Consider the following 24923-nt stretch of genomic DNA (forward strand, 5'->3'; position numbering starts at 1 on the left):
AGCGGTGGAACTGGCAACCCTTGAGTGGGTGGCCTGGTTCAACCATCATCGGCTGCTCGCGCCTATTGGCTACATGCCGCCCGCTGAAGCTGAGGCAAACTATTACCGTAGTCAAACCGGTCAGGCTGTCATGGCCTGACTTAAACCAAATAGCCTCCGCGAAAGTCGGGGCGGTTCAGCGCGACATCGACGCCTCGCCGCCGGCGGACTGGACAGAAGCGCGCAAGGTCGAGTACTACGCCTGGGCGCGCCAAGTGGTGGAAGGGTTGCGAGGCGTTCATCCAGTCTTGGAGCGCGTCTTCGACGGGCTTTGCGATGCCTACGGCCGCAGGGGAGCGTGACCCATGCCGCAACTGCCCAGCGGACGCCAAATCGCACTCATGCCGACTCCCCTCGACAACCTGCTCAAGGAGGGGCGCCATTTCGGCAACATCCACAAGGTGCTGGCGATCAAGAACGAGGACGATCTCGCCCGCTATGTTGATGTTCTCTACTTGGCGCCGGAGCGCGAAGTGGGCAGCCAGGAGGGCGTGCTGGACCTGCACGCCGATTCGCTGCCGGTGCCTCCCCAGATGGCGTTCGTTCCGGCCGGCTACAGGCTGTCGGAATGGGAGCAGCACGCCGTCGGCTGGAGCGAGGAGGACAGGGCCGCCTTCCGCGACTTCCTTGCAGGCCGCTGCGTGCCGGTGCTGCGCGAATGGCTCGACACCGTAAGAGCGGGCCAGGCGAAGCTGCGCGAGGCGGACGATCCTCTTACCCGCCTGCTGGTCGCGTGGTGGGACGCCGAATGCCATCCAGCGCAGGACGAAGACTGGGACGCTTCCGATGTCGGCTTCCCTGAGTGGGACGACTACGACATGCTCGCGGCGCTCGCCCAAGCCTGCATTCGCCTGTCGCAGTACCCCGAGTTCTCTGGCCAGTGGCAAGCCGCAGCGCGGCTGCAGGCATTCTGGAACATCTGCCGTCAGGAACTGCCGCAGATCGACCGCATGCTGGAGGCCACGGTTCCTGTGCGCCAATGCGCCTCTGAAATGCGCCGCGCCGGCTTGCTAGACGCATTGGCGAACGACAAGCGGCAATGGTTGCACGACCAGGCGGTAGTTGAATGCGTACAACTATGGAATGCCCTCGGTGAGGAATTGCGCCCCAGCACGCCTCAGCCCTACGGGATCATCGAGCTGGTAGTGGTGTCGCCCGCGGCGAGCCCGTACTTTGAAATGCAGTCCAAGGGGGAGAGAGATGCAGGACGCCTCAGCTAGAGAGAAGTCGCCGCAGGCAAGCTTGTTCGAAGAAGAACTCACCGGCGCGGCCCAGGGCCGTCTGGCGCTTTTCGAGGACTGCGCCGCCGCCATCAATCAGCTCTTTGCTCAGGCGCTCGAAGCAAAAGGGCCAGCTGCCTTCGACGAATTCCTTGGCTTCATGGCGCGGTTCAACAACCTGTCCGTCTACAACGCCATGTTGGTGCGGGTACAGAGGCCTGGCGCCGCCGCGGTAGGTAGCCGCAGGCAGTGGGCCGGATACGGGCGCACCGTCAAACCGGATGCGGTGCCGATCGTCGTGCTGCAGCCCTTCGGTCCGGTGCGCTTCGTTTTCGAGATCGGCGACACGGAAGGCCGGGAGGTACCGGGCGAGCGCATGAGCTCTCTGTTTGCCGATGGCCATGTACCAGAGGAGCAATACAACCGCACCAAGCTGGCGGCGGCAAAATATGGTGTCGAGGTGGCCGAAACTGACAACTACGGTACGCTGTTGGCGGGGACCGCAGCCGCCATCAAACTACTTCCGGAAGCCTTGACGCCGAAGACAAAGGAAGCCGCGAGATACCGAGTTCGCGTCAATGCGAAGCACGACCTACCAACGCGCTTTGCCACGCTGGCACACGAACTGGGTCACGTCTTCTGCGGACACCTGGGAGCCGACCCAAAGGGCCGCTGGCCAGCCCGCGTTGGCTTGACGTACGCCCAGCGGGAGTTGGAGGCCGAGGCGGTGGCCTGGCTGGTCTGCCACCGCACCGGGGCTAGCCCGCGCTCGCAAGAATACTTGTCTAGCCTCGCGTCCGACGAGGATATCAACGCGGTCAGCGCTTACGCGATTTTCGAGGCCGCAAACTGGGTGGAGGCGCGCACTGCGCCCCAAGCGTGACGGGGAAGACAAGTCATGATGAACTGGATCAGGCAGTTGGTGCGTCGAAACGAGCCTGCCCCGTTCGGCCTGGAGGGGGCCGTTGGCAGATACCTGCTGGAGATGCCTCGCTGTCCGGCGCGGATTGTCGTGGCGAGCCCAAGGTACGACAGCATGCACTACCGGGGCGAGGTGCTGGCCGACGCCCGGGCCTTGCTCCCCTGGGCCGAGCATCATGCCAATGCAGTATGGAGTTGCCGCCCGGAGGAGCAGGCCGCGCGGCGGGCCTTGCCGATCTGGCTGCGCGGTGCCGACCCGAACGATCAGGGGCCGGGCTATCCCCCAGCGCCCTTCATTTCCGTATTGGATGCTTACGTCCAGGATTTCCTCACGAACGGAGTGGCTAAGGCTGTCTGCGGGGAATGCGGACATGTTTCAGCCGTGCTCGACATGAGGCGGCTCGACGAGCGACGCGCTGGCTTCTGGTCATGGTGGACCGCTGAATGGTGGGGCGAGTGCGGCCACCTGATTCATCGCCAGGAGCACGAACTCCATGTTCATGTCCGTCGCACGAGTGCAGGAGAGACAGAATGTCGCTGATCTGGAGCAAGAACGACGGGCCGGAGCGACCAAAGGGACGCGAGATACCGCGCAACTGCGGGCAGCTGCTCGGGCGTCTCGACGAGCTTCTGCCATTTCTCTATGTCGCGCAGTACGGCGCTCCCGGAAGGGCACTCCGTGCCCAGAGGACGGTTTCGCATCCGGGGCTGTTTGCCGTCGGCGAACAGACACAGGGTGACCGGCCCGGGATCGCCCCGCGAGTTGGTCTGATTCTTCCCCTGCGCCTTTGCCGCAACGAGAAGACGCGAGCAGCCCTCCTGGAGATTGCGCCGTTGATCGGCAGCCAGGACCCCCTCATGCTGGCGGATGAACGCCGCCTCGTGCAGTCGAAGCTGGATGCGGCTTTCGGCGGGAATTTGACGGTCTCCGACAAGGAGCGACTCGATGGGTTCTTCGCGCTTGAGCCTCGCCGAGGACTCTTCCAGCAACTCCACGAGGAGTGCGATTACGTGACCGAGGTGATCGACAACCCGGCCGGTGCCGTTCGCGTCACGGGATCCTCCCGATTCCAATGGCGTTCCCATGGCGAGCTTCTGGAGTGGTATCACGGACTGGGCGATAGGTACGGCAATGCGTGGACTCCCTTCGTGCCTTTCTTCGTCTTCGGCAACACGGCGGCGCTGACCCGGTACTGCACGGATCGATGGGCCCATGGTCGTCTGACTGCCCCCGCGGAGGATCCGTCCAAGTGGTTCGTGATCCGCCCTGATTTGCAAAATGCCGAAGTTGGCGTCAGGTTGGAGATGGGTGAGTACGGATGGGCCTACCTGCATCTCATTCTCGGCGCCACAGCAGTCAAGATCTGGCTGTCGCAGGTCTTCGATCCTTTCGACGAACTGGTGGCCTGGGGCCGAAAGATCGAAGAGGGCGATATACCCGTTCAGATGGAGATCGACGAGGAGGGAACGGAGAAGGTGCTGACCGTTCTGCGCACTGATGATTCGAACCGGGTGCTCTTTCGTGTTGCCGAGAAATATGCGGACGATATCCAGTTGGAAGGGATCGTGTCGCGGGTGGCCCTGGCTGCAGCCCTGAAGGCCGAGCTTCGCCGGTTCTTCTCTTCCGAGTTCGACCCGAATCACTGGGACGACGAGGAGGCTGACGAGAGCTACGTGCAGACCAGGGATCGAGTGCTGAACCACCCATGGATGGTTGCCGCATGACGGGCCGAGCACGATATGGCTGATCAACCGATCATCTACACCATCATGCCGGACTACGCCGGCGCCTATGGATGGGTCATTGCCGATGGCGATGAGAGCCAGGGCGTCGGCCCCAATCACGCCGACACTTCGGGCTGGTACGGCGAGCATCCCATCTCCCGTGATCTGCACGAGGCGTTCGCGCGTTGGCAAGACCTGTTCGAAGCGGCGCCGATGCTGGATAACGGCACCATCGAATTGGGCTGGGATAATTTCCACGCGACGGGGATCGATCTGGCCCGCAAGCTCAAGAAAGAGATCGGCGACAGGGCGCGGATCATCTACGAGAAGCCCTTCGAAGATCCGGACCGGGAGCAAGACGAGCGGCGCGAGGTGCTTTCCGACGGCTCCCTGCTGCCGCTGCCAAGGCGCGAGGACGTCTATCGCGTGCGCCTCTCCCGGCTCGTCGTCAAGATCGTTTCGGGCGGGCAGACGGGGGCCGACCGCGCAGCGCTCGACTGGGCCATTTCCCATGGTGTCCCCCACGGCGGCTGGTGTCCCTCGGGTCGCGCGGCGGAGGATGGGGCAATCGGCCCGCAGTATCAGCTCAACGAGGCCATTGGCGGTGGCTACCGGCGCAGGACCCGTTTGAACGTAGCGCACAGCGACGGCACCCTCATCCTGAACCTCGACCAGCTGGACGGCGGCACGCTGGAGACGAAGCGCTTCGCCGAAAGGCTGAAGAAGCCCTTCCACGTCGTACAGCTTGACCTGGGCGCGACAGACCCGTTGGCCCGCGGGGCGACCGCCTGGCTGCGACTGCATGGAGTCCATGTGTTGAATGTCGCCGGCCCGCGCGAGAGCAAGCGCCCCGGCATCTATGCCGCCACCTTCGCTTTCCTGGAAGCCCTCGATCAGGGATACGATCCTCCACGCGTGGCTGCGAGTTCCAACTCATGACCCAGAGCCTCGCCAATAACTTCCTTCGGATATCGCTGGGGGAATTCAGGAGTGCCACCAAGGTATTCGCTCGCAAGCGGATCAAGTTAGGTCCGGCCCTGCTGGCGTTCGAAGGAGGATTCCTGTCTATTGAGTCGGGCGAGGCGACGGCCGTGATGCACGCCGAGGGCGAGTGGCACGGCCGTGCCATCTTCTCGGCCGAAATCCTGCGCGCTCTAGCAACCGTGCAGCCACCCGGCGATCCGATTCCTGTTGCCTATGCCAACGGCCATCTGCTGATCGGGACCATGACCATTCCTTGCCAGTGGAATGTGGTCAGCGAGGCTTTCCTGCACAATGTTTCGAATCCGGGCCTTCTTGATCTCCTGGCATTGGAGCGGACTGTTGCCCGGGCCGAATTGAGGGGGGCCGGCTTGGGCACCAAGATGCGCAGTGCCAGGGAAAAAGCCGAGCGTCGCATCCGCAACGCCGCCGCCCAGCTCGCCGAGCTCGAGATCTTGCCAGCGGACATCTGGGAGCTGGTGGAGGCGCGCATTGCACTTCGCATGAGGCGTGGCCAATGAATACCGCCGTGCGGCGCGCCGCCGGATTGGTCGCCCAGGCCGACACCCTCATCATCACGGCCGGTGCCGGCAGGACACCACCGGTGTGGGCCACACGCAGCGACCATAGTTTCTAACTCGCTCGTAGACCGACCCTACTGTTTGCTTGCACGCTACGACGCAAAAGCGGCTTTGCGGCAACTGGTGAACGCATGGGCACGAAAGTGCCGCGCCCATGCATGACCCTGGGCGGCGGCGGGGGTGGCTAAGCGGTGCTGGGCGGCGCGTCGGTGGCTTCGTGAGGGGAGGCGGCCGCAAGGCCTTCATCCGTCGTCGCGGGTGTGTGACGCGACGGGCTGGCTCCCAAATACGCGCCAGACGCCCTGATCCTCCCGTGGCCTGCCATTTCGGCGACAGCCTGACGCGCAGCCTGGTCTAGGTCGGGGGGGAGGGGGCCTCCACCGCGCACCGGCGGGGCCTCGCCACCGGTTTCATCGCCAAAGCGCCGGATCAACGCTTCGTGGCGCAGCCCATGGGCGGTGATCCCGCGCTCGCTCGACGTGATGCCGAATTTTTCCATCACATAGTCAAAACGACGCAGGTTGCGCTTCAAGTCATGCCGAGGATCGCCCAGGTGCGCGTCCTCACCTTCGGCCACGGCACGGGCGTAGTCGAGGGCGGCCATGCCGGCTGCACTGTCTAGCGCCACAAACCGCAATCGTCCCCCCTTGCTACCCTCCTTGATCCGCACGTAGTGGTCCGCCCGCCGCTCGTCAGGCGACAGGCCTGTGGCCTCAAAGGGCACGACACAACGGTGCGGCCGGATCATCACCGATTCCTTGCGCCGCAGTCCGAAGGCGTGGATCAGGCGCAGCGAGGCACCGACATAGCGGTCGTAGGCGCAGACCTGCTCGACCAGCGCATCGATGTCGACACCTTGGCCCGACCAGCTCTTGTCGCGCTGCGCATACTCGTGCCGCTGGTATTCCTCGGTACTCAGCCCGTAATCGGCCGGTTTGTGGATAAAGCCGGGCTTGCCCAACCACATCGCCAGGCCGCGCAGGAAGCTGAGGTAGGTCTGGATGGTGGCCGGCGCGAGCTTCTCCGCCTGCCAGATCTTCACCATCGCCCGGATGTGCCGTTCGCCGAGGTTGCGTGGGTCGGGCAGGGTCTTGAAGCCGGCCTTCGTTTTGAGATCGCGGAAGAAGCGGCGCAGGAAGTCGGCGCGCTCCTGCCGGGTCTTGTGCGAGACCGTCTTGTCGAGCGAGGTGTGCAGGCTGTTGAAGAGCCCGAGCAGCACCTCGAGCACCTTCGTGGGGTCGGCCTTGCCGGGCTTGCAGCGAGCGAGGATAGCCGCAGGCGGCAGATTGGCCTGGGCCTGGTCGCGCGCGGGCTGCAGCGGCGCGGCCCGGCCCAGCCCGGCAGTGCCTTGAACGCGGCGATGGGTGGATGGTGTGGGATTGGCAGTGGACATGGCATTTCCTTCGAATGAACGCCGTGCGGCCGTCCCGGCGGCGCACAGCACGACAATGGATGGAATCCGGCATGGCGGGCGAGACGGATTCCGTCATCTGGCCCGCCCGTGGTTGCAGCCGTTCAGCGCAGCGCCTGACCACGGACAGCGCTGCACCTACCCAAGGATTTGCCGATGGCTGTCAAGCGCAGGCATCGGCTCGGTCGGTCTTAAAAATGAAACGGTGATCCGTCCCACTCACGCATTTCTGCGCTCGCGGGCTTGGGGATGCCGCCGCGCCTCTGGGGCATGGCACGACATCGGCACGCCGGTCGAGCCGGGTGCTATCGGTGGATCAGTCCTCGATTCGTAACGTCATCCACCTGCATGGGTCCGCCCCTGACCGAAAGTCCAGGGCGGTGCCAGGTTGACGAGCGAAGACACACGGGGAGCCCATCAGGGGCAAGCACGGCCGTGTGCGGCGCAGGATGCGCAGGCTCGAAGGATGACGGGAACAGCGGGACGGCATCGGGTGCCGTCCGGACTATTTGCTCAAGACATCGGCGCGTCCTCGAGGGAACGCCCAGCGGACAGAGCTGGCAAGCCGGTGCAGGCACTACGAAGTGAACTTCCTCGGGGGCGAGGCCTTGAAGGCCACAGCCGCCCCGACTCGACAGGTCGGGGCTCTTGAAGGGCGGGTAACGACCGCAACGCCTTTTGCTCCGCGATGGAGCTGGCCAGGAGGCCACGGGAGCCCACAGTTGACTCCTCGCCATCGAGGGCGTCAACGGCCGACGACCGCACGCCCATCGATTTCCGGGGGCTTGCGGGTGGCACTTGAAATCGGGGTCTGAGGGTCGCTTATTTTTCGGGTGAAGACGACAACCTGGCGCGGCCTGCCCTTGACGAGCAAATCTTTGGCCTCTGGGGCCGACCGGGACCCGTCCAGCGCTGGCGGGCACCCGCAGCCCGTTCAGCACACGGGGTTGATATCCGTGGTTTGAATGAGACCGTAGTGACACACACGCAGCCCTGCCGGGCGATGGCGCTTTCAGGTGTCAGCGAAACGTCTGTGCATCATCGGTTCGCTGACAGCGAGCCGGCCCCGATGCCGAAATCGGGGTCATTGAGTGGGGATTCCGTGTGGCGGGATCAGATCGCCGTGTCGATGCTGATCGACCTCAACCCTACCTCGGAGCCTTGCCATGGAATTGATCGTCAGAGCGGTGGATGTCGGATCGGGCAACACCAAGTTCGTCACGGCGGCAGCCGGACCCGATATCCGCTGCGCCAGCTTCCCCTCCGTCGCCTATCCGTCGAGCGACGACTCGCCGTCGTGGCCGGCGAGCGAGCGCAAGAAGACGGTGTGCATCCCCATCGGCCCGCTGTTCTACGAGGTCGGGCCGGACGTGAGCCTCGCCGCCGACACCTTTCGTGCCAAGCAACTGCACGACGAATACACCGAGACGCCCGAATACATGGCGCTGCTCCGTGGGGCGCTCTCCATGATGAAGGTGAGCCGCATCGACTTGCTTGTGGTCGGCCTGCCGGTGGCGCTCTTCGCGGTCAAGAAGGCGGCACTGGAGAAGGCCATGATCGGTCGGCACGACATCGGCGGCGGCAAGGCCGTGACGGTGGGCAAGGCCCTGGCCGTGGCCCAGCCGCAGGGGGCGCTGGTGCACTACGCCTCCGAGCACCAGAAGATGGCGGAGATCGGCCACGAGCAGAGCCTGATCATCGATCCGGGCTCGCGCACCTTCGACTGGCTGGTGGCCCGGGGCATGCGGCTCGTGCAGAAGCAGAGCTACTCGTTCAACCGCGGCATGTCCGATGTGCTGCGGCTGCTGGCGGCCGAGATCACGAAGGACATTGGCACGCCCTACCGCGACTACGACGCCATCGACCTGGCGCTCCGCACCGGCAAGCAGCCGGTGATCTTCCAGAAACCCTACGACATGAAGCGCCTGCTGCCCCTGGCGGAGATCGTCGCCGAGCAGGCGGTCTCGACGATGAAGCAGTGGATTGAGGCACCGCACAGCCTGCAGAACATCATCCTGGTCGGCGGCGGGGCCTTCCTGTTCCGCAAGGCGGTGAAGGCGGCATTCCCCAAGCACCGCATCCATGAGGTGAAGGAACCGATGTTCGCCAATGTGCGGGGCTTTCAACTGGCGGGGCAGAACCACGCGCGCAGCGTGATGGCCGCGACCGGGAGGGAGCAGCGGCAGGGCGGATCGGGAGAAGCCGAATGAGCACCGACATCATGAAGGATCCCCAACCCATACGTCTCGTCTTCGAACTGGCGCGGGCCGACCATCCGCGCCTGTACGACGACCTGATCCGCTTCCACAAGGGCACCAAGCGGGTCAACCGCCTACGGGTGCTGGCCTACGACGGCTTGCTGGCGCAGAGCGGCGTGTTCGCCGGGATGAGGCGAGACTTGCCTCTTCAGCCTTCCGGAAGTGGCGCGCAGGAGGGCAGTGGCGAGGTCACCAATGATATCTTCGCGCCAGCGATCGACGGGTGAGGCGGCCATGGGAAAGCGATCGCGCCGGTCAGAGGACGGCCGGATGGTCACTGCTTCGGACCTGGCCCAGATGGGCCGCTGCGAACGGTTGGTGGTGTTCGAACATCTGCATGGCCGCCGTCGCACTGCCCAGCAGCAGCGAGCCCGAGAACGCGGAGTGGTCGAACATGAGCGCTTCTATCGGGAGGGCCTAGCGGCTTCCTCGCAGGCTGCCCGGAAGGGGTGCTGCTTCATCGCCACCTGCGTGTTCGGCGAGGCCTGGCAGACTCAGGTGCTGCGCCAATTCCGGGACGTGGCGCTGCGTCCGAACGTTTGGGGGCGTCGCCTGGTTTGGTCCTACTACCGGCTGGCGCCCGGCATCTGCAAATGCCTGCGCCGATGGCCCGCTTTGCAGGCTCCGGTACGCGTGGTCTTGGGTGCGATAGCGGCGTGCCTTCGATGGTGGCCAGGCTTGGGCGGAGGCGGCAAGTGTCGGCGCTAGGATGGGGTTTTCTTGGCGGCATTGTCGTCGTATGCCTCGCGCTGGTCATAGCGTGGCAGCGGTCGGTTGAAACTGATGCTGCACGAGCTGAGCGAGCCTCGCGACCGGACGCGTTGCGGGATGCCGAGCTGGTCTACATGGAAAGACTGTTCCGGACTTCCGAGCCCGTTGGGCTAGTGGCGAAAATTGACCGGGCATACCGCATGCCCGTGGGTCTGCTCGTGTTGGTGGAACTCAAAACCCGATGGGCTAACCAGCCATCCCTGTCGGACGTGATCCAGTTATCCGCACAGAGGGTGGCGGTGATGGGGCAGACAAAGCAGATCGTGGCATGCTACGCGTATATAATGGTGAAGGCGCCGATTGGGCGCGACTTGCCGATCGCGCATCGTGTCCAATTGATGACTGACGAGCAAGTGGTTGCCTTGGTCAAGCGGCGGGAAGACATTTTTGCAGGCCGGGCCTTGCCGCGCTCGTCATACTCTCAGAAGGCGTGCCTGACGTGCATGTTTCGAGCGCAATGCGACCATCCGGTGTTTGAGGGAGCTCGACATGAACTCTCCATATGTGGTCTCCGCTATATTGAGTGCGAATTCTTAATGGCCGGACGCCAGGGTAGTGCAGTGAGATCGGGTGTCCTCGCTGCGCTGCGGGCCGTACCAACCCGGCGCTTAGCTCCTCGATGCCGCCCGTCCGCGCGCTCCTGACTGTCGCGGGCGGTGAATTCAGGAAAGACGGTGGCAATGAGGCCGCCCCAGGTCTTCGCGCTGACCCCACCGGAAGAGCGAATCCCCAGTAGGAAAGCGCAGCGCGCAGGCTTCGGTGGCCGCGATTCGGCAGAAGCAGCGGTAGCCCGCGAGCCGGGCGGCGGCACGCCGAGACGTCCAGAGAAGATGATCACCCAGCGCGAAGGCTAGCTAGCGCCCCAAGGATATTATTTGCTGTGCAGTAAATATTGCGATTACTCCGAATATTCGCTACGATGGCCATATTTACTGGACAGCAAACGAGATCTCGGCGCCGTAATGCTTGAATCCCCCTTGACCGAAAGACAGTTGATTGCCCGCTTCGTCGATGCCCTGCGGGAGCTTCCGGAGGTGGATGCCGACGTCGAGCATTGGGAGGCAGGCAAGCACGGCGACCGCGGCCATGACGCCCAGGTCGACCTGCACGTCGCAGGCAAGTCCTTCGTCCTGCTCATCGAAGCCAAGAAAGCTGTCTTTCCCCGGGATGTCCGTCAGGTGATCTGGCAGTTTCGGGAAGCAAGCGGCGGACGGTCCCGAGGACAGGGGGAAGAGACCTTGTCGCTTTTGGTCGCCGAATCCATCTCCCCCGGGGCAAAGGAACTGCTCAGAAGCGAGCGCGTCGGCTACTACGACAGCGGCGGCAGCCTGTTCCTGCCGGCGCCAGGCGCATACCTCTACATCGACAAGCCACCACCCAAGACCCTAGCGAAGTCGGTTCGCGCGTTGTTTTCCGGACGGCGCGCGCAGGTGCTGCACGCCCTGCTGGTACGGCACCAGGACTGGTTCGGCGTCAAGGAATTGGCGCAACAGGCGATGGTATCGCCAGCTACCGCCTCGCAGGTGCTGACCGAGCTTGAGCGTTTCGACTGGCTGGAGTCGCGCGGGCAAGGGCCGAGCAAGGAGCGCCACCTTCGCGAGCCCGCCGCCTTGTTGGATGCATGGGCCAAGCAGCTCACTTCTATCCGGCCGCCGACCCTGAAGCGGTACTACGTGCCGGCCACGAAGGCGGACACGTTGCCGATGCGGATCGCCGAGGCCTTCGACGCGCATGGCGTCCAGTATGCGGTCAGCCACGAGGCCGCCGCGCAGCGCTATGCGCCGTTCCTTTCCAATGTCTCCCAGGTACGCACACGGATGTTGATCGGCGCCGATGCCGACGCCGCGATCGGCGACTTGGGCGCACGGTTCGTCAACGAAGGCGCCAATCTGGCGATCATCGAAGTCGAGTCACCGGGCGAACTGTTGTTTCGCGAGAAGGTCGGCGGCCTGTGGCTGGCCAGCCCGATTCAGATTTATCTCGACCTGTTGCGCGGCGAAGGCCGCTCCAAAGAAATGGCCGAGCATTTTCGCAAAGAAAGGATCGGCTTCTGATGGCCAAGCCTGCAACGCTCGACGGCTACAGCGACCAGTACACGGTGGACTGCGAACGCGTCCTCGTCACGCTGCTTCGCGGCTTGGGGCCCTGGAAGGATTCGGTCTACCTGGTCGGCGGACTTACACCGCGATATCTCGTCGCCGCGCGGCCGCCCGCGGTTCCGGCGCATGCCGGCACTCTGGACGTGGACATCGTGATCGACCTGCAAATCCTGGCCGACACGGACGCGTACCACACGCTGGAGGACAACCTCAAGAAGATGGGCTTCGAGCGCGCGGAGAACGAGAAGCAGCAGAAGCTATCCTGGCGATGGCAAACCCGCACTGAACATGGTGCGCTGATGGTGCTGGAACTCTTGGCGGACGCACCGGACATCGCCGGCGGCAAGGTTCAGCCGCTGCCGACGGAAGGCACGATCTCAGCCCTGAACATCCCGCATTCGTCGATTGTGTTCGACTTGCACCAGGTCACTGAAATCCAGGCCGAGCTGTTGGGCGGCAACGGGATTGCGACCGAAAAGATCAAGCATGCCAACCTCGTCAGCTTCACCTGCCTGAAGTCCTTCGCGTTCGACCAGCGCTTCGAACGCAAGGATGCGCACGACCTGATCTATTGCATCGAGCATGCATCCGAAGGCCTGGATGCCGTGGCTGAGGCCTTCCGCAAGGAGCGTAGTGGCAAGTATGGCGCGGTCGTCGAGGCGTCGCTGGCGATCCTGCGCGGACGCTTCGCGGACGACGAGAAGACTGAAGGCTACCGCAAGGATGGCCCCGTTTCGGTCGCCAAGTTCGAGCTGGGTGAGGGCGATGAGCCGGAGCAACGGGAGGCCAGGGCGTTGCGCCAGCGCGAGGCCAGCGACGTGATCGCGCAACTCCTTGGCCGGATCGGTTGACGGGGAGGACACGGCATGAGTTTTCCCGCCGACATCAAAGGCTGCATGAAGGACTGCATCCTGTCGCTGTTCTGGCCTCGCAAGGACATCGTCGGTTTCTTCGAGAAGCACGGATGCACCAAGGCCGAAATCGCTCCTCTGCAGGTCGAAGGCGAGAACGCGCTCAAACGTCATGAAGTCGTCGATGCGCTGTTCAAAGCGCTCGCGGCACGCCCCGACAACGGTCTCGGTCCGTTTCGCACGATGCTGCAATCGCTATTGACCTGGTCGCATTTCGACCCGTACTACTTCGACAAGCTCGGCAAGCTGGATCGCGCCGCAGCCAACAAGAGCCTCGAGCATCTCCGCCAATTGCAGGAGATTCGGGATGCCAAGATCAGGGCGGATCGCGAGCGCCGAGCCACCCAGGAAGCCGTGCGCCAGCAACCCACGGCGTCGCTTGAGCAGTTGCGTGGCGAATACCTCGATCTGCTCGCCAACAAGACTTCACGGCAGCAGCGTGGGTACGCGCTGGAACGCATCCTTGCCGAGCTTTCCCGTCTTTCGGGTCTGGAAACCACGGAAGCGTTCCGCGTGAACGGGGAGCAGGTCGATGGTGCAGTGAAGTTCGACGGAGAGCACTACCTTATCGAGGCCAAGTGGCAGGAAAGGTCCGCGAGCAACGAGCCGGTCTATCAGTTCGCCGGCAAGGTGGCGGGCAAGCTGTACGGACGCGGCCTGTTCATTTCAGTGAATGGCTTCAGTCCCGAGGTCATTCGCAGCCTCGTCCTGGGGAAAGAGATTCAGACGCTGTTTATCGACGGGGAGGATCTGATCCTGGTGCTCGAGGGGCACCTGAGCTTGCGGGAGATGATCGATCGGAAGGTCAAGGCGGCACAAACCAAAGGGCTCATCTATGTGCATCCGATCTCCGGCGCGGAGAAGAAGTTCTAGGGAGTGTCGGCCGAAGACCATGCCATCTCAGAAACTGTCAGCGACCACCCAAGTCCTCGAACGCAAGGTTCGCCGAGCCGGTGAAACCGGCTCGACTTTCATTCGTGTTCGCGAAGACTTTCCTCACTGACGGGAGGAAGAACGTGGCGCATTTCAACGATTGGTGCCTTTCGGACGACGAGCCAGTCGGGCCGCACTTCCGTAGGGTAATGACCGGGCAGGCTGCAAGCCTTCCGACGGGGATTCAGGCGACGGCGGCCATCGTGCCTGGGCACTATGCGTCGGAAGAACAGGTGGCGCGCGCGCTCGCCCGTCTCGGCAAGCCGGCCGCGGCCGCGCTCATCCAAGGCAAGCTCCCGACCACAAAGGCAATCCGCTCGGGCGATCTGGGCGAGATCTACGCGACGGAATGGATCGATGCGCACAGCGGCGGTTATCGCGCTCCGATCAAGCGGCTGCGCTGGAAAGACCATCGCAACATGGCGATGCGCGGCGACGACGTGATCGGCATCCTCCAAGACGCTCAGACCCAGCGCCTACAGTTCCTGAAGACGGAGGCGAAGAGCCGCGCCACGCTGACCGCTCAAGTCCTCACCGAAGCCCGGGCCGGCCTGGACAAGGATGGCGGACTGCCGTCCGCCCACGCGCTGTCCTTTATCTCGGCGCGCCTTCTCGAGCTGGACAATTTGCCGCTCGCCGACGCGATCGATGATGCGCTGCTCAAGCACGGGATCCCGGCGCAGAACGTCCGGCATCTGCTCTTCACCTTTTCCGGCAACGCGCCGGATGCCCTGCTAACTGCCTCTCTCCAAGCCTACCCGGGACCAATCAATCAGTGGGGGATTGGCCTGCGTGTAGAGGGACACGCCGCCTTCATCGGCGCGGTCTATGATCGAGTGATCGCCGATGCCAACAACGCCTGAAGCAATCGCGGCCGATATCGCAGAAGCAGCGACGGCCGGCTTTCGTGGCCGTCTCATCGCGCGCGGCCAGGCGCGCGCGATCATCTGGCGCGACGGCGAGCTTCCGCCCGACGCGCCGGCCTTTGCGTCGCAGCTCAGCTACGACCTGCACTCCTATGGTTACGCCCTTCTCGGGCTCGGCCTTCGCCTGCGTGAGCTCGGCGGCGACGGCGCACAGGCACGTACTGCCTTCGAGCAGGCCGCCACCGCCCTAGAGGCCGTGATCGCCAAAGGCAATCGCCAGGAGGTCGATCGCGACTTTCACTTCATCATGGCGGCGGCGAGCTATCATCTTGCTCATCTCTCCGCCCGCGCCTACTCGCTGCTCGCGATTGTCGAAGCAGACGAGAATTTCGCGCCTACGGAACGGGTCCTCGCCCTGTTGATGCGGCGGAACTTCCGCGTCCTTCGCGCGAACGTGCTCGACTATCGGGCTTCCGGCGAAGGCAGCGATGCCCGAATAGCAGCCGACATCCAGACCAAGCTTGACCACGCCGAGGCGGCGGACTTGCCCGATGGCGGCGACGAGTTCCTTTTCGACAGCATCGACACGGCGCTGAACGACGCCTTCATGGCGGCCATGTCCCTGTTCCTTCTTGCGCTGGAACGCGGCGAGCAGCCACTGCTCGACCAGGCGCTGGAGCGGCTTCGGACAGGTCTCTCCATCTGCAGTGAGTTGAACATGCTGCCGCAATGGTGGTCGCATCGCATAGCGATCCACCTCTTGTCGGACCTCTGGTCGAACACCTTCCACGAGAAGGTGCCGCTCCAGCCGGCTGGTGGCGAAGCGGCCGACTGGCCCCGGCTTCGCGAGCTGTTCATCGCACTGCTGCAACGACGCCCGAAGGCCGAAGTGGATCTGTGGCCGTCCCAGATCGAAGCGGCGACTCGCGCGGCCGACCAATCCGATGACCTTGTGGTTTCGCTGCCCACCAGCGCCGGCAAGACACGCATTGCCGAACTGTGTATCTTGCGCTGCCTGGCTGGCGGCAAACGGGTGGTCTTCATCACGCCGCTGCGCGCACTGTCGGCGCAGACCGAGACGACCCTGCAGAGGACCTTCGGTCCGCTGGGGAAGACGATCTCGGCGCTCTACGGCAGCGTCGGAGTGAGCGGCTTCGATGAGGACGCGATTCGGGAACGTGACATCGTTGTCGCGACGCCGGAGAAGCTCGACTTCGCGCTCCGCAACGATCCGTCCCTCCTCGATGACGTCGGCTTGCTCGTCTTCGACGAAGGTCACATGATCGGCCTCAACGAGCGCGAGGTTCGCTACGAGGTACAGATCCAGCGACTGCTTCGTCGCGCGGACGCGCACGAACGTCGGATCGTGTGCCTCTCGGCGATCTTGCCCGATGGGGATCAGCTTGATGACTTCGCCGGATGGCTGCGGCGGGATCACCCAGGCGGCTTGATCAAGCACGATTGGCGGCCGACCCGACTGCGGTACGGCGACGTCGTCTGGTCAACGCCCAGCGCGCGCCTGAACCTGCGCGTTGGCGACGAGCGGCCATGGGTCCAGCGGTTCCTCGTAGGCGCCGCGCCTCCGAACTGGGTGCCGCCAAAGCGTCGTCGAACCAAGCTCTTCCCATGCGATCAGCGTGAGCTCTGCCTCGCGACGGCTTGGCGGCTGGTCGAGGATGGGCAGACCGTCCTCATCTTCTGCCCCGAGCGGCGCAGCGTCGAGCCGTTCGCAGACGTAATCGTCGATCTCTATGAGCGAGGCGCGCTTCGTTCGTTGCTCGAGGCCGACGCTGCCGTCCTCAGCACCGCGATCACCCTCGGCGAGGAATGGCTCGGGCCGGACAGCGCCATCCTCAAATGCCTGCGCCTCGGTGTCGCATTGCACCATGGCGCCTTGCCAACTGCCTATCGCAAGGAGGTCGAGCGCCTGCTGCGCGACAACGTCCTCAAGGTCACCATCTCGTCGCCGACGCTCGCGCAGGGGCTCAACCTATCGGCCACGGCCGTGGTCATGCACTCGCTCCATCGCTTCGGTGAACGGATCGAGATCTCCGAGTTCAAGAACGTTATCGGGCGAGCCGGACGGGCCTATGTCGACGTCGAAGGCATCGTACTCTTCCCCATGTTCGACGACATCGCGAAGAAGCGGCGCAACTGGGAAGCTCTCATCAACGATCTCGGCGCGCGCAATATGGAGAGCGGGCTGGTGCAGCTGGTTGCGGCGCTGCTGTCCCGTATGCGCGCCCGCATCGGCGGCGACCTGAATCAGCTCGTCGAGTATGTGGTCAACAACGCGGCAGCGTGGACCTTTCCCGAGGTCGCGAACGAGAAGCCGGAGGTTCGCGAGCGTGCCCTGACCGACTGGGAGCAGCACGTGGCGACGCTCGACACGGCGATCCTCAGCCTCATTGGCGAGAACGACATCCCGGACGAGGAGGTCGAGGCCGCGCTGGATGACATCCTGCAGTCCTCTCTCTGGCACCGCCGCCTGCTACGGCAGAACGAGCAGGTGCAGCAGGTCCTCAAGGCGGGCCTCGTCTCACGCAGCCGACTCATCTGGAACCAGTCGACCGCAGCGCGCCGACGGGGCTATTTTCTCGCCGGCGTCGGGTTGACGACCGGGAATGCACTCGACGCCATCGCTGCGGACGCCAACCTTCTCCTGGTTCAGGCTAATGGCGGCATTCTCGACGGTGATGCCGAGGCGGCGATCGTGGCGATCACGAGCATTGCCGAGCGCGTCTTCGGTTTCTATCCCTTCACGCCCGACCCCATGCCCACCAACTGGCGCGACATCCTGCGTACCTGGCTTCTCGGCCAGCCTCTTGCTGACATCGCCGCCGGTCAGGAGTCGGAGACGCTGCAGTTCATCGAAGGGGGACTCGTCTATCGCCTGCCTTGGGCGATGGAGGCCATCCGCGTTCGTGCGGCTGCCAACGGCGACACCATCGGCGGCTTCCTGCTCGATAACTATGAGCTTGGCCTGGCCGTCCCAGCTGTCGAAACCGGGACGCTAAACCGTTCGGCCTCGATCCTCATCCAGGCGGGGTTCAACTCGAGGCTTGCTGCCATCAAGGCCGTGGCCGACACCGGCGCGATTTTCCAGACGGGCCAGGAGCTTCGACAATGGCTCAATTCGGAAGCTGTCGCCGCCTACAGCGCCCAGCCCGATTGGCCGACCGCTGAGACGAAGGCGATGTGGATGGAGTTCGCGCAAAGTTTCACCCCGCGCGAGAACCGCACCTGGGCCGACCGGCGGTACTGGGCGAACGTGGCGTGGCTCTGCGCACCACCGCCGCCGGACACGCCCGTCCAAGTCCATCACTGGGACGGTCAGGCATGCGTTCTCTCGGCTGACGGCACGCCGCTGGGCACAGTGCAGGCCGCGCTTAATCCCGGTAGAGCGGGGCTAATGCGCGCGCAGGTGTCTCAGCACGTCGGCAGGATCGACCTCACTTACCTGGGCCCTGACGACCTGTCAGGTGCCTAATATTCGCTAAGAGCAACCTGCGGGCGTTCCTGGGGGTAGCTGGTGGCCGGGAGGCGAGGGCGGTGTGCTGTCAGACTGGCGGCATAGTTAAAGATAGTGCGTCTGACATCCTGTACGGACTCACGCACATCGGCATGAGCGGCAGTCGCTTATATAATCAAGGTGTTCGACGCGCTCTGAGGCTTCAACCGCCCCCTGCAGCCCCTCGGCCCGGATCGCATTGATAACAGTCCTCCGCGGGCTGGAGCGACCATCTCGCACAAGCACTCGTTCTCTGACGGTAGACATGACGGTAGACGTTCTTATGGTCAAACGAAAAACCAGGGTTTACGCGGGTTTACAGCCATCGGAAATGATCGAGTGGGAATGAATTTTCCCGGGTTGCGGCCTTTTGGGCGCGATCAGATGAACAGCGAGAACCCCGGCACTGCCGGGGTTTTTGTTTTCTGGGGCTTTCGTTTTAATTCGGGGTGCGTCGGATGGATCTGACGGTATGCGGCGGGGCGCATCGATGGGGCTCGATGGATACCGTCAGGCCCCGAGTGTCGGCGGTGACATGGGCCGATGAGGTTGCGATCAGCGCTGGCGCGGGATACGGAGAGGTGTGATGCTCAACGAGATGAAGCTTCTGGTGCTCAAGCCTGCCGAGAAGCTGTACAAGGTTGCCGACCGGGACGGGATGTACTTCGCGGTGCTGCCGAGCGGGGTAGTGTCGTTCCGGTTCGACTACCGATTCAATGGGCGGCGGGAGACCCTGACACTGGGAACCTACGGGCCGGTGAGCACACTGCTGCATGAAACCGGATACAACAGCGACTGTATCGAGCAGTGCGTTGCACATGGGCAGCGCGGCGGACGGGCTGTCTAGAACAAAGCCGAGTACGTCAGTCACCGATCGAGTACGAACGGCGGTATCTTTTGAGGAGTGGGAACGTCCAGGAAATCCGGGGCGATTCACTTTGTGCTGCCGTGCCGCCAGACAAAAAAACGCCCACCGGTGAGGGTGGGCGTTGAGTTTTTACGGCTTACCGGCAAGCTGGCCTGTCGACTTGCAAGTTATGGGGTCCAAACTTGCACGATATGCGTCAACCCACACAAGCTGTGGGTTGACGCATTTCGTGCAAGTCACCACCTATAAGAATCAATAGCTTAGACTTCGACAGTACACCATATCCTGCAAGCAAAAGCCCCCATATCCTGCAAGTTCCACCATCAATTTACGCATATCGTGCAAGTTTCGCCGGATTTTTGGGGATTTTGCTTGTGCAGGATGCTAAGCCATTGATTTTAAAGGGTAGATTTTTCTGTTTTGTGCGCTGATCTGCGAGGCGGGAGTGCGGGGCAGGGCAAGCAAAACAAGAGCCCGCTAGGCGGGCTCTGTCTACTACGGCGGGGCTTGGCGTTACAGGAGAAAAAGCCCGCATCAGCGGGCTATGTGTGGCGGGATTCTAGGGTAGGGCGCTAGTGGGCAAAGCAGGCTGGCCAGGAGGTTGCGGCGATGCGCCTAGGTGAGCGCCAGGCGCATCGCCGGACAGCGGACAAAGTGCGACCCGGAGGGAGCGAGGAGTTGCGCTCTAGGCCTGATTCCACCGCTCAAGGAACACCTCGACGGTGTCTGCCTTCTTGTCGAATACGCTGGCAGCCACACGGATCTCTGGAGGGGTGCCCGGTTCCTCAAGCCGTGCCAGTGCATTCTTCAGTCGCCGACGGAACTCCCGCAGTTCGCAGTCGGAGCCGCTCAAGCCGCACAGATCCTTGATTTCTAAAGCGCGTGGTCCGGAGTGAGTGCTATAGAAGCTTGTCAGCCAGCGCACGAGACCCGCATACTCACTGAGTGCGACCTGAGGAACCGCGGTCCAGCATGCAGGGCCGAAGAGGTCCGCCATGCCTTCCGGCACCCTCAGGGCGATCATGTCGCTGCCTTTCAGGTTGCGCGGGTCGGTCGCAAGCTCTTCGTAGCCGTCATCGAAGGCAACCTCTACAAGTCGGGGGAGCGGTACGTCGCGCCGGTTGACGCGTAACCTCAGATGCGCGGCGTTGAGTCGGATCAGACTATCCCGGATGGCGATGTGCACTTTGAGCCCGTACGACGCACCCATCAGGCCGGCGAACTGCCAGAAACTCAAACGAACCCAGCCGCTTTCAGCGTTTTTCGACAACGGAAGATCCCGGTACGCCATCAGAACAGCGGCGAGCACTTGTCGATCGTAGTCGATCAGCCGCAAGCCAGTGAGCTTCAGAACAACATCACCTTGTGCGAGGATAGGCAGATCAAACACCGCGTCCCTGCGCTCGTCGCCATCCAATGTTGCGACACCGAACAACGCAGACCGGAGCAGGGCGTTAGGAAGCCCGTAGGCGGACTCCTTCCACGAGGGCAAGAACACCTGCTCGTGAATTCTTACGGCGCGCCGGCGGCGGGTCGCTCGCACCTGCGAGACCGAGGCGCCCGACAGGTCTGGAATCGCACTCAGCGATGCGCGCTTCTCATGTCCATCGGCCGCGCGATCGAGCGTTCGGGCGGCGGCTTTTAGCGTGGTATCGCCAGACAGCTCCGCGGCGCGGCGCACCGCTGACGCTTGTTGCCGGACTTCAGTTGCTCGATCTTTCACTTGACTACCCCTGGAACGGCCCACTCGGACCTGGACAGAGGTATAGCGCCAACACGCGAAAATCGTAAAAAGGGACTACAGCCTACATGGCGGCGCTACTTGACCTGCCAACACACTTCGCTTGACCTCTCAACACATTTCGCTTGACCTCTCAACACGTTTCACTTGACCTGCCAACACGCTTGGCCGCAAAATAATGATGCAAGTCATTGATTATGAGAATAAAAAATTTTCAGGCGAAAAGTAATCTGTAATCTGTAGAAATGTAATCAGAAGGATCTTTCGACGCGTGGAAGCTAGTTTGTGCAGTGTCCGCGAACTCAAACCTCGTGTCAGACGCTCTCGCCTTCTGCGCCTCTCAGGTGAGCATTGAGCAGCTCAATCGCGCACTCGTTGTCGTACAGCACGTCTCGAGCGAAGCCGCAGGCACGTGCGATCGCGACTTTGTTCGGCTTGCCACCGCGTAGGGGGAGCTGCTCACCGCAGGCCTTGAGACCTTCAAGGTAGGCGCGCAGGGCTTCAACCGCAGGATGCCCGCCCTCGGCACGTGCAGCCGCGAGATCCTCTCGTGTGGGGTTTGCTTCCGAGAGCCTCGTCAGCGCTTCGACGTGTTGCCGCTCGATGAACGGCGCGATGCTGCCTGTCTCTCGAGAGATGGAAAGCACAGGAATGCCGTTCTTTTCGCAAAGCCCCATCAGGCGTCTGGAGCTTGTCGCAACCTCCTTGGCCAGCCGACTGATAGCGATGTAGTGCCTCGCGAACCGCTCCACTGACACCGCTGTAACACGAGTGCTCTCGCGAGCTTCGAATGCTTCAAGCCAGCCCGCGGCAAGAAGCCCTGGGATAACGGTGGAGTCGCTCCCAAGCAGCTTAGCAGCCTCCCGTTGCGTGAGAGCTCCTCCGGCTGCGTCCCGCCGACTGGACAAAACGAGTGCCTCTAGGTCCTCACGTCGGAAAAGTATGTCGGTGGTCGTCTCCCCCGTTCTGCCAACAGACCGAAGATCGCCGTCAAGATACGCTGCAACAAGCCCAGCTTTGCGGTCGTCGCAGTGCATGCGGTAGCTTTGCAGAGCGTGTTTTAAGCTGACCGTGTCGTCGGTTGCTACCGTGTCTTCGATCCGCGGACTCAACTCCAGCAGTCGGTTAAGAAAGTTATCAAGATCTGCTGTGTGATAGCCACCTTTTATCGTGAGGCGATGCTTGCATTGAAAGTGCTCCGACTGTTTCAGGCTGGCCAGGGCGCTGACTGTCAGGCCGAGGTGTGCAGCTGCTTCACGCGCGTTCAACACTCGGCCCTCGGCAGCTTCCAATGGCGTCTCTACCTTCGTTGAGTCGACCACATATCGAGGTCCGGTCGCGGTCTCGATGACCTTCGCCGCGATCAGGCCCTTTCTTGCCCAATCACCAGCAGTGGAGGGCATCACACCCACACGTTCTGCCCACTCCTTCAGTGATACGAACCGTCGATCCACTTCAACGGCTCTCAGCATGCGAGGATGCACGGTCGCGTTGCTGGAGACCTCACAGCCGTACCGCAGGAACTCTTCATGAAGCCAATCGAAGGCGTCTCGGGTCGCTGGCACGTTGAAGAACAGCCCGCAGAGTACCTTGAACCTCTTGTGGAAAGCGACGACGTGCTCTGGCTGCGCGGCGTCGATCTGGCGCAGCAGCCGATGAAATCCCGTTGGCCAGTCGGCCAACACTTCAGCGATGCCCTCGACGACAACCTGCATCTCCTCGCTGGCTTCCGGGCGGCTGAGTCGGGCAAAGCTGGGCAGATGGACCAGCAGCATTCGTAACGATGTCCTGAGAAGCTGCTCGGCAGGTAAGCCGCCTGGATTGCAGTATTCTTCTCCGGTGAGCACGGACCTCAGTATCGACATCAGGCTTACCACCTGATCGCTGACTTCCACGGGCGGGGCGTCTGCGAGTGATGCACCGCATCTACACGTTAGTAATCCGGGACGAAAATGAGACAGAGGCTCAGCGCATGAAGGGCAGTGCGTGACCACCGCGCGGCGATGGACAGGGCAGGCGGTTGCTATGTTGAGATCAAAGAAAGCTTCGATGAACCCTTGCTCCGCGGCACAGTCGGGACAGATAGCTGGCGCAGAGATGCGTAGCGGGGTGTAGCTCAGCCCATCACCAAGGTTGTGTCCGAGTAGCGAGTACTGGTGCTTGCCCTCGGCTTCGCGATGGTAAGCAACGCGGCTCAGCGCTTCCCGAGGTACGCCTAACGCAGCGAGTTCCTCAGCGGGAAAGCTGGCAAGCTTCAACTCGCTGGGTGCGATACCGACAAAGCTCAGCAGGTGCCAAGGCGTGTCGTATCCGTTAGCTTCAGAGAGCCGCAGCACGTAGCCAGGCAGGCTCTCGTTCCGATCTGGTGCCGGAGTCCGGACAAGTAGTGCGGTCATGATGCGCTCAGCAGCTCCCGCACACCCATCTTTTCCATTTTCGGGCGCCGAGCTCGTGCGACAGGTGGCGGCTCGATCGCCTGGCCCAGTTCGTGAACGCGTTGGATGAGTGCGATGGTCGGCTCCGCACTGAACTCGCGACTGAACGGGTTCGGCATGCCAGCAATCCCGTCCTTCCGCCAGACTGCGTCTTGGTGCGCCGCAGCCAGCTCCTCCAACGAAATCGTTTTCGACTGTGTATCCAGCGCATTCCGGACCGCCTGTCGAAGAAACTTCGTCAGATAGCCGATCAGGCCGCCGGTCGCGCAGTAGCACCGGAACGCGAGCTCAGGTGCGTCGAGCGCGGGCAGATCGAAGTGCGTGCTCAGAGACTCGTGAAACGCACCCAGGATATCCACGAACTCTTCGCGCTGCCCCGGATTGAGCCAATCGAAGCGGGGCATGATAATCGGAGACATGAAGCGCCCCGCAAGTTGTTCGTTTTGCTCCAGCACCGCCTGGCAGCTTGGGAGTCCGGCCACAATCAGCGCGACTCCACAATCATCAACGAGCACCTTGAGCCAATCAGCGACGTGATGCATGACTTTGAGCGAGCCCTTGTCGACGAAGTGTTGGAACTCGTCGAGAGCGACCATCACCACTCCGGAGGAAGTGATCAGCTTGCGCAGCCTGATCGTCTTCGCGTTTTCAGTGCCCTTGTCGTACAAGGGGTCCTGTAGGCCTGCGAGCAGCAACTCGGCAAGCGCCTTGACGGTCGGCTTTGATGGGATTTTCACCCGCAGTATCGGAACAACGAGTCCTTCTGGGGTGCGCTGTATAGGGTGCCGCATGAGACATCCTTCGATCGCCCGGCTCTTTCCGGTTCGAGACTCGCCTACCAGCGCGATACAGACCGGCTCGTCTTCGCACTGAGCGTACTCAAAGCACTGGTCGAGCCTTCGCGTAGCCTCTTCGAACGCGTGGTGTGGTATGAGAGTTCGTGCAACGATGGTTCTCGGGTCAAGCATGTAGATCTCCGGTTGGTTTAGTCTTGGTTCCAAGTTGATTGCCGGTCAGTCAGTACCGGCTTGAGTTTCCGAGTGCGCGGTGCTGGAGCACTCGGGAGGTTCGCTGGTGTCAGCGGAATTTCTTTCGCGAGGGGCGGCTGGGGTGCCGTAGCCACGGGCAGCGACGCGAGTCGCTCATCGAGTACCTTTGCAGGCGCCGGTTCGGCGGGTTTGGCATCGTGATTCGAGAACCGCGCGATCTTCGAGCTCGTCTTGATCTTCTTCCGGTGTAGAAAGTCTGTTTCGATGATCTCGCGGATGGCAGCTTTCGCTTTCAGCCATCCGTCCGAGGTGTACGAGTTGAGATGCCGACGTGCGTACTTCTTGATCACCTCGTGCTGCCACGCGGACAAACCCGTCGCGTACTCAGTGTTCAGGCAGGGGACTCGGAACGTCTCTCGGCCATCGGGCGACTGGACCATGATGCACCCCAAGTCAGAACGGTCGACTCGAACCTCGAGCTCCACGCGATCGCCGTGCTTGAGCCGCAGCGCGGTCATCTCTCTGAACCGCCCCGACTTTCGCGGAGGCTATTTGGTTTAAGTCAGGCCATGACAGCCTGACCGGTTTGACTGCGGTAATAGTTTGCCTCAGCTTCAGCGGGCGGCATGTAGCCAATAGGCGCGAGCAGCCGATGATGGTTGA

The 24923-nt window shown here is 62.7% G+C and carries 22 protein-coding genes and 1 pseudogene; 17 read left to right on the top strand and 6 right to left on the bottom strand.

Going from position 1 to position 24923, the window contains the following annotated elements; translation table 11 throughout:
- The 7 genes and pseudogenes from ACE3P2_RS19095 to ACE3P2_RS19125 form a co-directional block, all read left to right on the top strand.
- Positions 1-139: pseudogene (locus tag ACE3P2_RS19095) on the top strand (IS3 family transposase); the annotation flags it as partial.
- A 205-nt stretch (positions 140-344) separates the two neighbouring features.
- Positions 345-1259, top strand: a complete 915-nt coding sequence (locus tag ACE3P2_RS19100; RefSeq protein ID WP_374267434.1) for a hypothetical protein — start codon at positions 345-347, stop codon at positions 1257-1259.
- A gap of 22 nt (positions 1260-1281) precedes the next feature.
- On the top strand, positions 1282-2142 hold the full coding sequence (locus ACE3P2_RS19105) for an ImmA/IrrE family metallo-endopeptidase (protein ID WP_374267436.1): 861 nt from the start codon (positions 1282-1284) through the stop codon (positions 2140-2142).
- 15 nt (positions 2143-2157) lie between these two features.
- Complete coding sequence (locus ACE3P2_RS19110) at positions 2158-2721, top strand: hypothetical protein (protein ID WP_374267438.1); 564 nt, start codon at positions 2158-2160, stop codon at positions 2719-2721.
- A complete protein-coding gene (locus ACE3P2_RS19115; RefSeq protein WP_374267439.1) occupies positions 2712-3905 on the top strand; it encodes a hypothetical protein in 1194 nt (397 codons plus the stop codon). Before ACE3P2_RS19110 ends, ACE3P2_RS19115 begins: the two co-directional genes overlap by 10 nt.
- Positions 3906-3920: 15 nt before the next feature.
- Complete coding sequence (locus ACE3P2_RS19120; protein WP_374267440.1) at positions 3921-4844, top strand: putative molybdenum carrier protein; 924 nt, start codon at positions 3921-3923, stop codon at positions 4842-4844.
- Entirely contained in the window at positions 4841-5407 is a 567-nt protein-coding gene (locus ACE3P2_RS19125; RefSeq protein WP_374267442.1) for a hypothetical protein, read from the top strand. The genes ACE3P2_RS19120 and ACE3P2_RS19125 overlap by 4 nt, the downstream gene beginning before the upstream one ends.
- Before the next feature lie 244 nt (positions 5408-5651).
- Here the strand turns inward: ACE3P2_RS19125 and ACE3P2_RS19130 are convergent, their stop codons facing one another.
- Entirely contained in the window at positions 5652-6860 is a 1209-nt protein-coding gene (locus ACE3P2_RS19130) for an integrase domain-containing protein (RefSeq protein WP_374267444.1), read from the bottom strand.
- Positions 6861-8044: 1184 nt separating this feature from the next.
- Between ACE3P2_RS19130 and ACE3P2_RS19135 the strand changes: the two genes are divergently transcribed.
- Together ACE3P2_RS19135 and ACE3P2_RS19140 are read left to right on the top strand one after the other, a co-directional pair.
- Complete coding sequence (locus ACE3P2_RS19135; protein ID WP_374267446.1) at positions 8045-9088, top strand: PRTRC system protein D; 1044 nt, start codon at positions 8045-8047, stop codon at positions 9086-9088.
- Positions 9085-9363, top strand: a complete 279-nt coding sequence (locus ACE3P2_RS19140) for a hypothetical protein (protein ID WP_374267448.1) — start codon at positions 9085-9087, stop codon at positions 9361-9363. The genes ACE3P2_RS19135 and ACE3P2_RS19140 overlap by 4 nt, the downstream gene beginning before the upstream one ends.
- A 28-nt stretch (positions 9364-9391) precedes the next feature.
- Here the strand turns inward: ACE3P2_RS19140 and ACE3P2_RS19145 are convergent, their stop codons facing one another.
- Entirely contained in the window at positions 9392-9532 is a 141-nt protein-coding gene (locus ACE3P2_RS19145) for a hypothetical protein (protein WP_374267474.1), read from the bottom strand.
- On the opposite strand from ACE3P2_RS19145, the gene ACE3P2_RS19150 reads away from it, so the two are divergent.
- The 8 genes from ACE3P2_RS19150 (at position 9521) to ACE3P2_RS19185 (ending at position 19074) form a co-directional block, all read left to right on the top strand.
- Positions 9521-9844 carry a CFI-box-CTERM domain-containing protein gene (locus ACE3P2_RS19150; protein WP_374267472.1) on the top strand — a complete coding sequence of 108 codons (324 nt, stop codon included), beginning with the start codon at positions 9521-9523 and terminating at the stop codon, positions 9842-9844. The two genes, ACE3P2_RS19145 and ACE3P2_RS19150, sit on opposite strands and share 12 nt — an antisense overlap.
- Complete coding sequence (locus ACE3P2_RS19155) at positions 9802-10551, top strand: PD-(D/E)XK nuclease family protein (protein WP_374267450.1); 750 nt, start codon at positions 9802-9804, stop codon at positions 10549-10551. Before ACE3P2_RS19150 ends, ACE3P2_RS19155 begins: the two co-directional genes overlap by 43 nt.
- Positions 10552-10869: 318 nt before the next feature.
- The gene (locus tag ACE3P2_RS19160) at positions 10870-11961 is read left to right on the top strand and encodes a hypothetical protein (protein WP_374267452.1); all 1092 of its coding nucleotides are present in this window, start codon (positions 10870-10872) and stop codon (positions 11959-11961) included.
- A complete protein-coding gene (locus tag ACE3P2_RS19165) occupies positions 11961-12857 on the top strand; it encodes an antitoxin (protein WP_374267454.1) in 897 nt (298 codons plus the stop codon). The genes ACE3P2_RS19160 and ACE3P2_RS19165 overlap by 1 nt, the downstream gene beginning before the upstream one ends.
- 15 nt (positions 12858-12872) lie before the next feature.
- Positions 12873-13790, top strand: coding sequence for a restriction endonuclease (locus ACE3P2_RS19170; protein WP_374267456.1), 918 nt, complete (start codon positions 12873-12875; stop codon positions 13788-13790).
- 104 nt (positions 13791-13894) lie between these two features.
- Complete coding sequence (locus ACE3P2_RS19175) at positions 13895-14713, top strand: Hachiman antiphage defense system protein HamA (RefSeq protein WP_374267458.1); 819 nt, start codon at positions 13895-13897, stop codon at positions 14711-14713.
- Positions 14697-18206, top strand: a complete 3510-nt coding sequence (locus ACE3P2_RS19180; protein ID WP_374267460.1) for a DEAD/DEAH box helicase — start codon at positions 14697-14699, stop codon at positions 18204-18206. The genes ACE3P2_RS19175 and ACE3P2_RS19180 overlap by 17 nt, the downstream gene beginning before the upstream one ends.
- A 607-nt stretch (positions 18207-18813) precedes the next feature.
- Positions 18814-19074 carry an Arm DNA-binding domain-containing protein gene (locus ACE3P2_RS19185; RefSeq protein ID WP_374267462.1) on the top strand — a complete coding sequence of 87 codons (261 nt, stop codon included), beginning with the start codon at positions 18814-18816 and terminating at the stop codon, positions 19072-19074.
- Positions 19075-19780: 706 nt separating this feature from the next.
- On the opposite strand, the gene ACE3P2_RS19190 is transcribed toward ACE3P2_RS19185, so the two are convergent.
- From ACE3P2_RS19190 to ACE3P2_RS19205, 4 genes are all read right to left on the bottom strand, one after another.
- Positions 19781-20818 (bottom strand): hypothetical protein, encoded by a 1038-nt coding sequence (locus tag ACE3P2_RS19190; protein ID WP_374267464.1) that lies wholly within the window; start codon positions 20816-20818, stop codon positions 19781-19783.
- 332 nt (positions 20819-21150) lie between these two features.
- Entirely contained in the window at positions 21151-23232 is a 2082-nt protein-coding gene (locus ACE3P2_RS19195; protein ID WP_374267466.1) for a TniQ family protein, read from the bottom strand.
- Positions 23229-24239, bottom strand: a complete 1011-nt coding sequence (locus tag ACE3P2_RS19200; RefSeq protein ID WP_374267468.1) for a TniB family NTP-binding protein — start codon at positions 24237-24239, stop codon at positions 23229-23231. Before ACE3P2_RS19200 ends, ACE3P2_RS19195 begins: the two co-directional genes overlap by 4 nt.
- 17 nt (positions 24240-24256) lie before the next feature.
- Entirely contained in the window at positions 24257-24778 is a 522-nt protein-coding gene (locus ACE3P2_RS19205; protein WP_374267470.1) for a hypothetical protein, read from the bottom strand.
- Positions 24779-24923 lie beyond the last annotated feature (145 nt).

It is taken from the genome of Zoogloea sp., from assembly GCF_041911615.1.
Taxonomy (GTDB): domain Bacteria; phylum Pseudomonadota; class Gammaproteobacteria; order Burkholderiales; family Rhodocyclaceae; genus Zoogloea.

Excerpts from the sequence above, each read along its gene's own strand:
- ACE3P2_RS19100 (WP_374267434.1), top strand. The coding sequence starts at position 345 with ATGCCGCAACTGCCCAGCGGACGCCAAATCGCACTCATGCCGACTCCC.
- ACE3P2_RS19110 (WP_374267438.1), top strand. The coding sequence starts at position 2,158 with ATGATGAACTGGATCAGGCAGTTGGTGCGTCGAAACGAGCCTGCCCCG.
- ACE3P2_RS19115 (WP_374267439.1), top strand. The coding sequence starts at position 2,712 with ATGTCGCTGATCTGGAGCAAGAACGACGGGCCGGAGCGACCAAAGGGA.
- ACE3P2_RS19120 (WP_374267440.1), top strand. The coding sequence starts at position 3,921 with ATGGCTGATCAACCGATCATCTACACCATCATGCCGGACTACGCCGGC.
- ACE3P2_RS19125 (WP_374267442.1), top strand. The coding sequence starts at position 4,841 with ATGACCCAGAGCCTCGCCAATAACTTCCTTCGGATATCGCTGGGGGAA.
- ACE3P2_RS19130 (WP_374267444.1), bottom strand. The coding sequence starts at position 6,860 with ATGTCCACTGCCAATCCCACACCATCCACCCATCGCCGCGTTCAAGGC.
- ACE3P2_RS19135 (WP_374267446.1), top strand. The coding sequence starts at position 8,045 with ATGGAATTGATCGTCAGAGCGGTGGATGTCGGATCGGGCAACACCAAG.
- ACE3P2_RS19140 (WP_374267448.1), top strand. The coding sequence starts at position 9,085 with ATGAGCACCGACATCATGAAGGATCCCCAACCCATACGTCTCGTCTTC.
- ACE3P2_RS19145 (WP_374267474.1), bottom strand. The coding sequence starts at position 9,532 with ATGTTCGACCACTCCGCGTTCTCGGGCTCGCTGCTGCTGGGCAGTGCG.
- ACE3P2_RS19155 (WP_374267450.1), top strand. The coding sequence starts at position 9,802 with ATGGTGGCCAGGCTTGGGCGGAGGCGGCAAGTGTCGGCGCTAGGATGG.
- ACE3P2_RS19160 (WP_374267452.1), top strand. The coding sequence starts at position 10,870 with ATGCTTGAATCCCCCTTGACCGAAAGACAGTTGATTGCCCGCTTCGTC.
- ACE3P2_RS19165 (WP_374267454.1), top strand. The coding sequence starts at position 11,961 with ATGGCCAAGCCTGCAACGCTCGACGGCTACAGCGACCAGTACACGGTG.
- ACE3P2_RS19170 (WP_374267456.1), top strand. The coding sequence starts at position 12,873 with ATGAGTTTTCCCGCCGACATCAAAGGCTGCATGAAGGACTGCATCCTG.
- ACE3P2_RS19180 (WP_374267460.1), top strand. The coding sequence starts at position 14,697 with ATGCCAACAACGCCTGAAGCAATCGCGGCCGATATCGCAGAAGCAGCG.
- ACE3P2_RS19185 (WP_374267462.1), top strand. The coding sequence starts at position 18,814 with ATGCTCAACGAGATGAAGCTTCTGGTGCTCAAGCCTGCCGAGAAGCTG.
- ACE3P2_RS19195 (WP_374267466.1), bottom strand. The coding sequence starts at position 23,232 with ATGACCGCACTACTTGTCCGGACTCCGGCACCAGATCGGAACGAGAGC.
- ACE3P2_RS19200 (WP_374267468.1), bottom strand. The coding sequence starts at position 24,239 with ATGCTTGACCCGAGAACCATCGTTGCACGAACTCTCATACCACACCAC.
- ACE3P2_RS19205 (WP_374267470.1), bottom strand. The coding sequence starts at position 24,778 with ATGACCGCGCTGCGGCTCAAGCACGGCGATCGCGTGGAGCTCGAGGTT.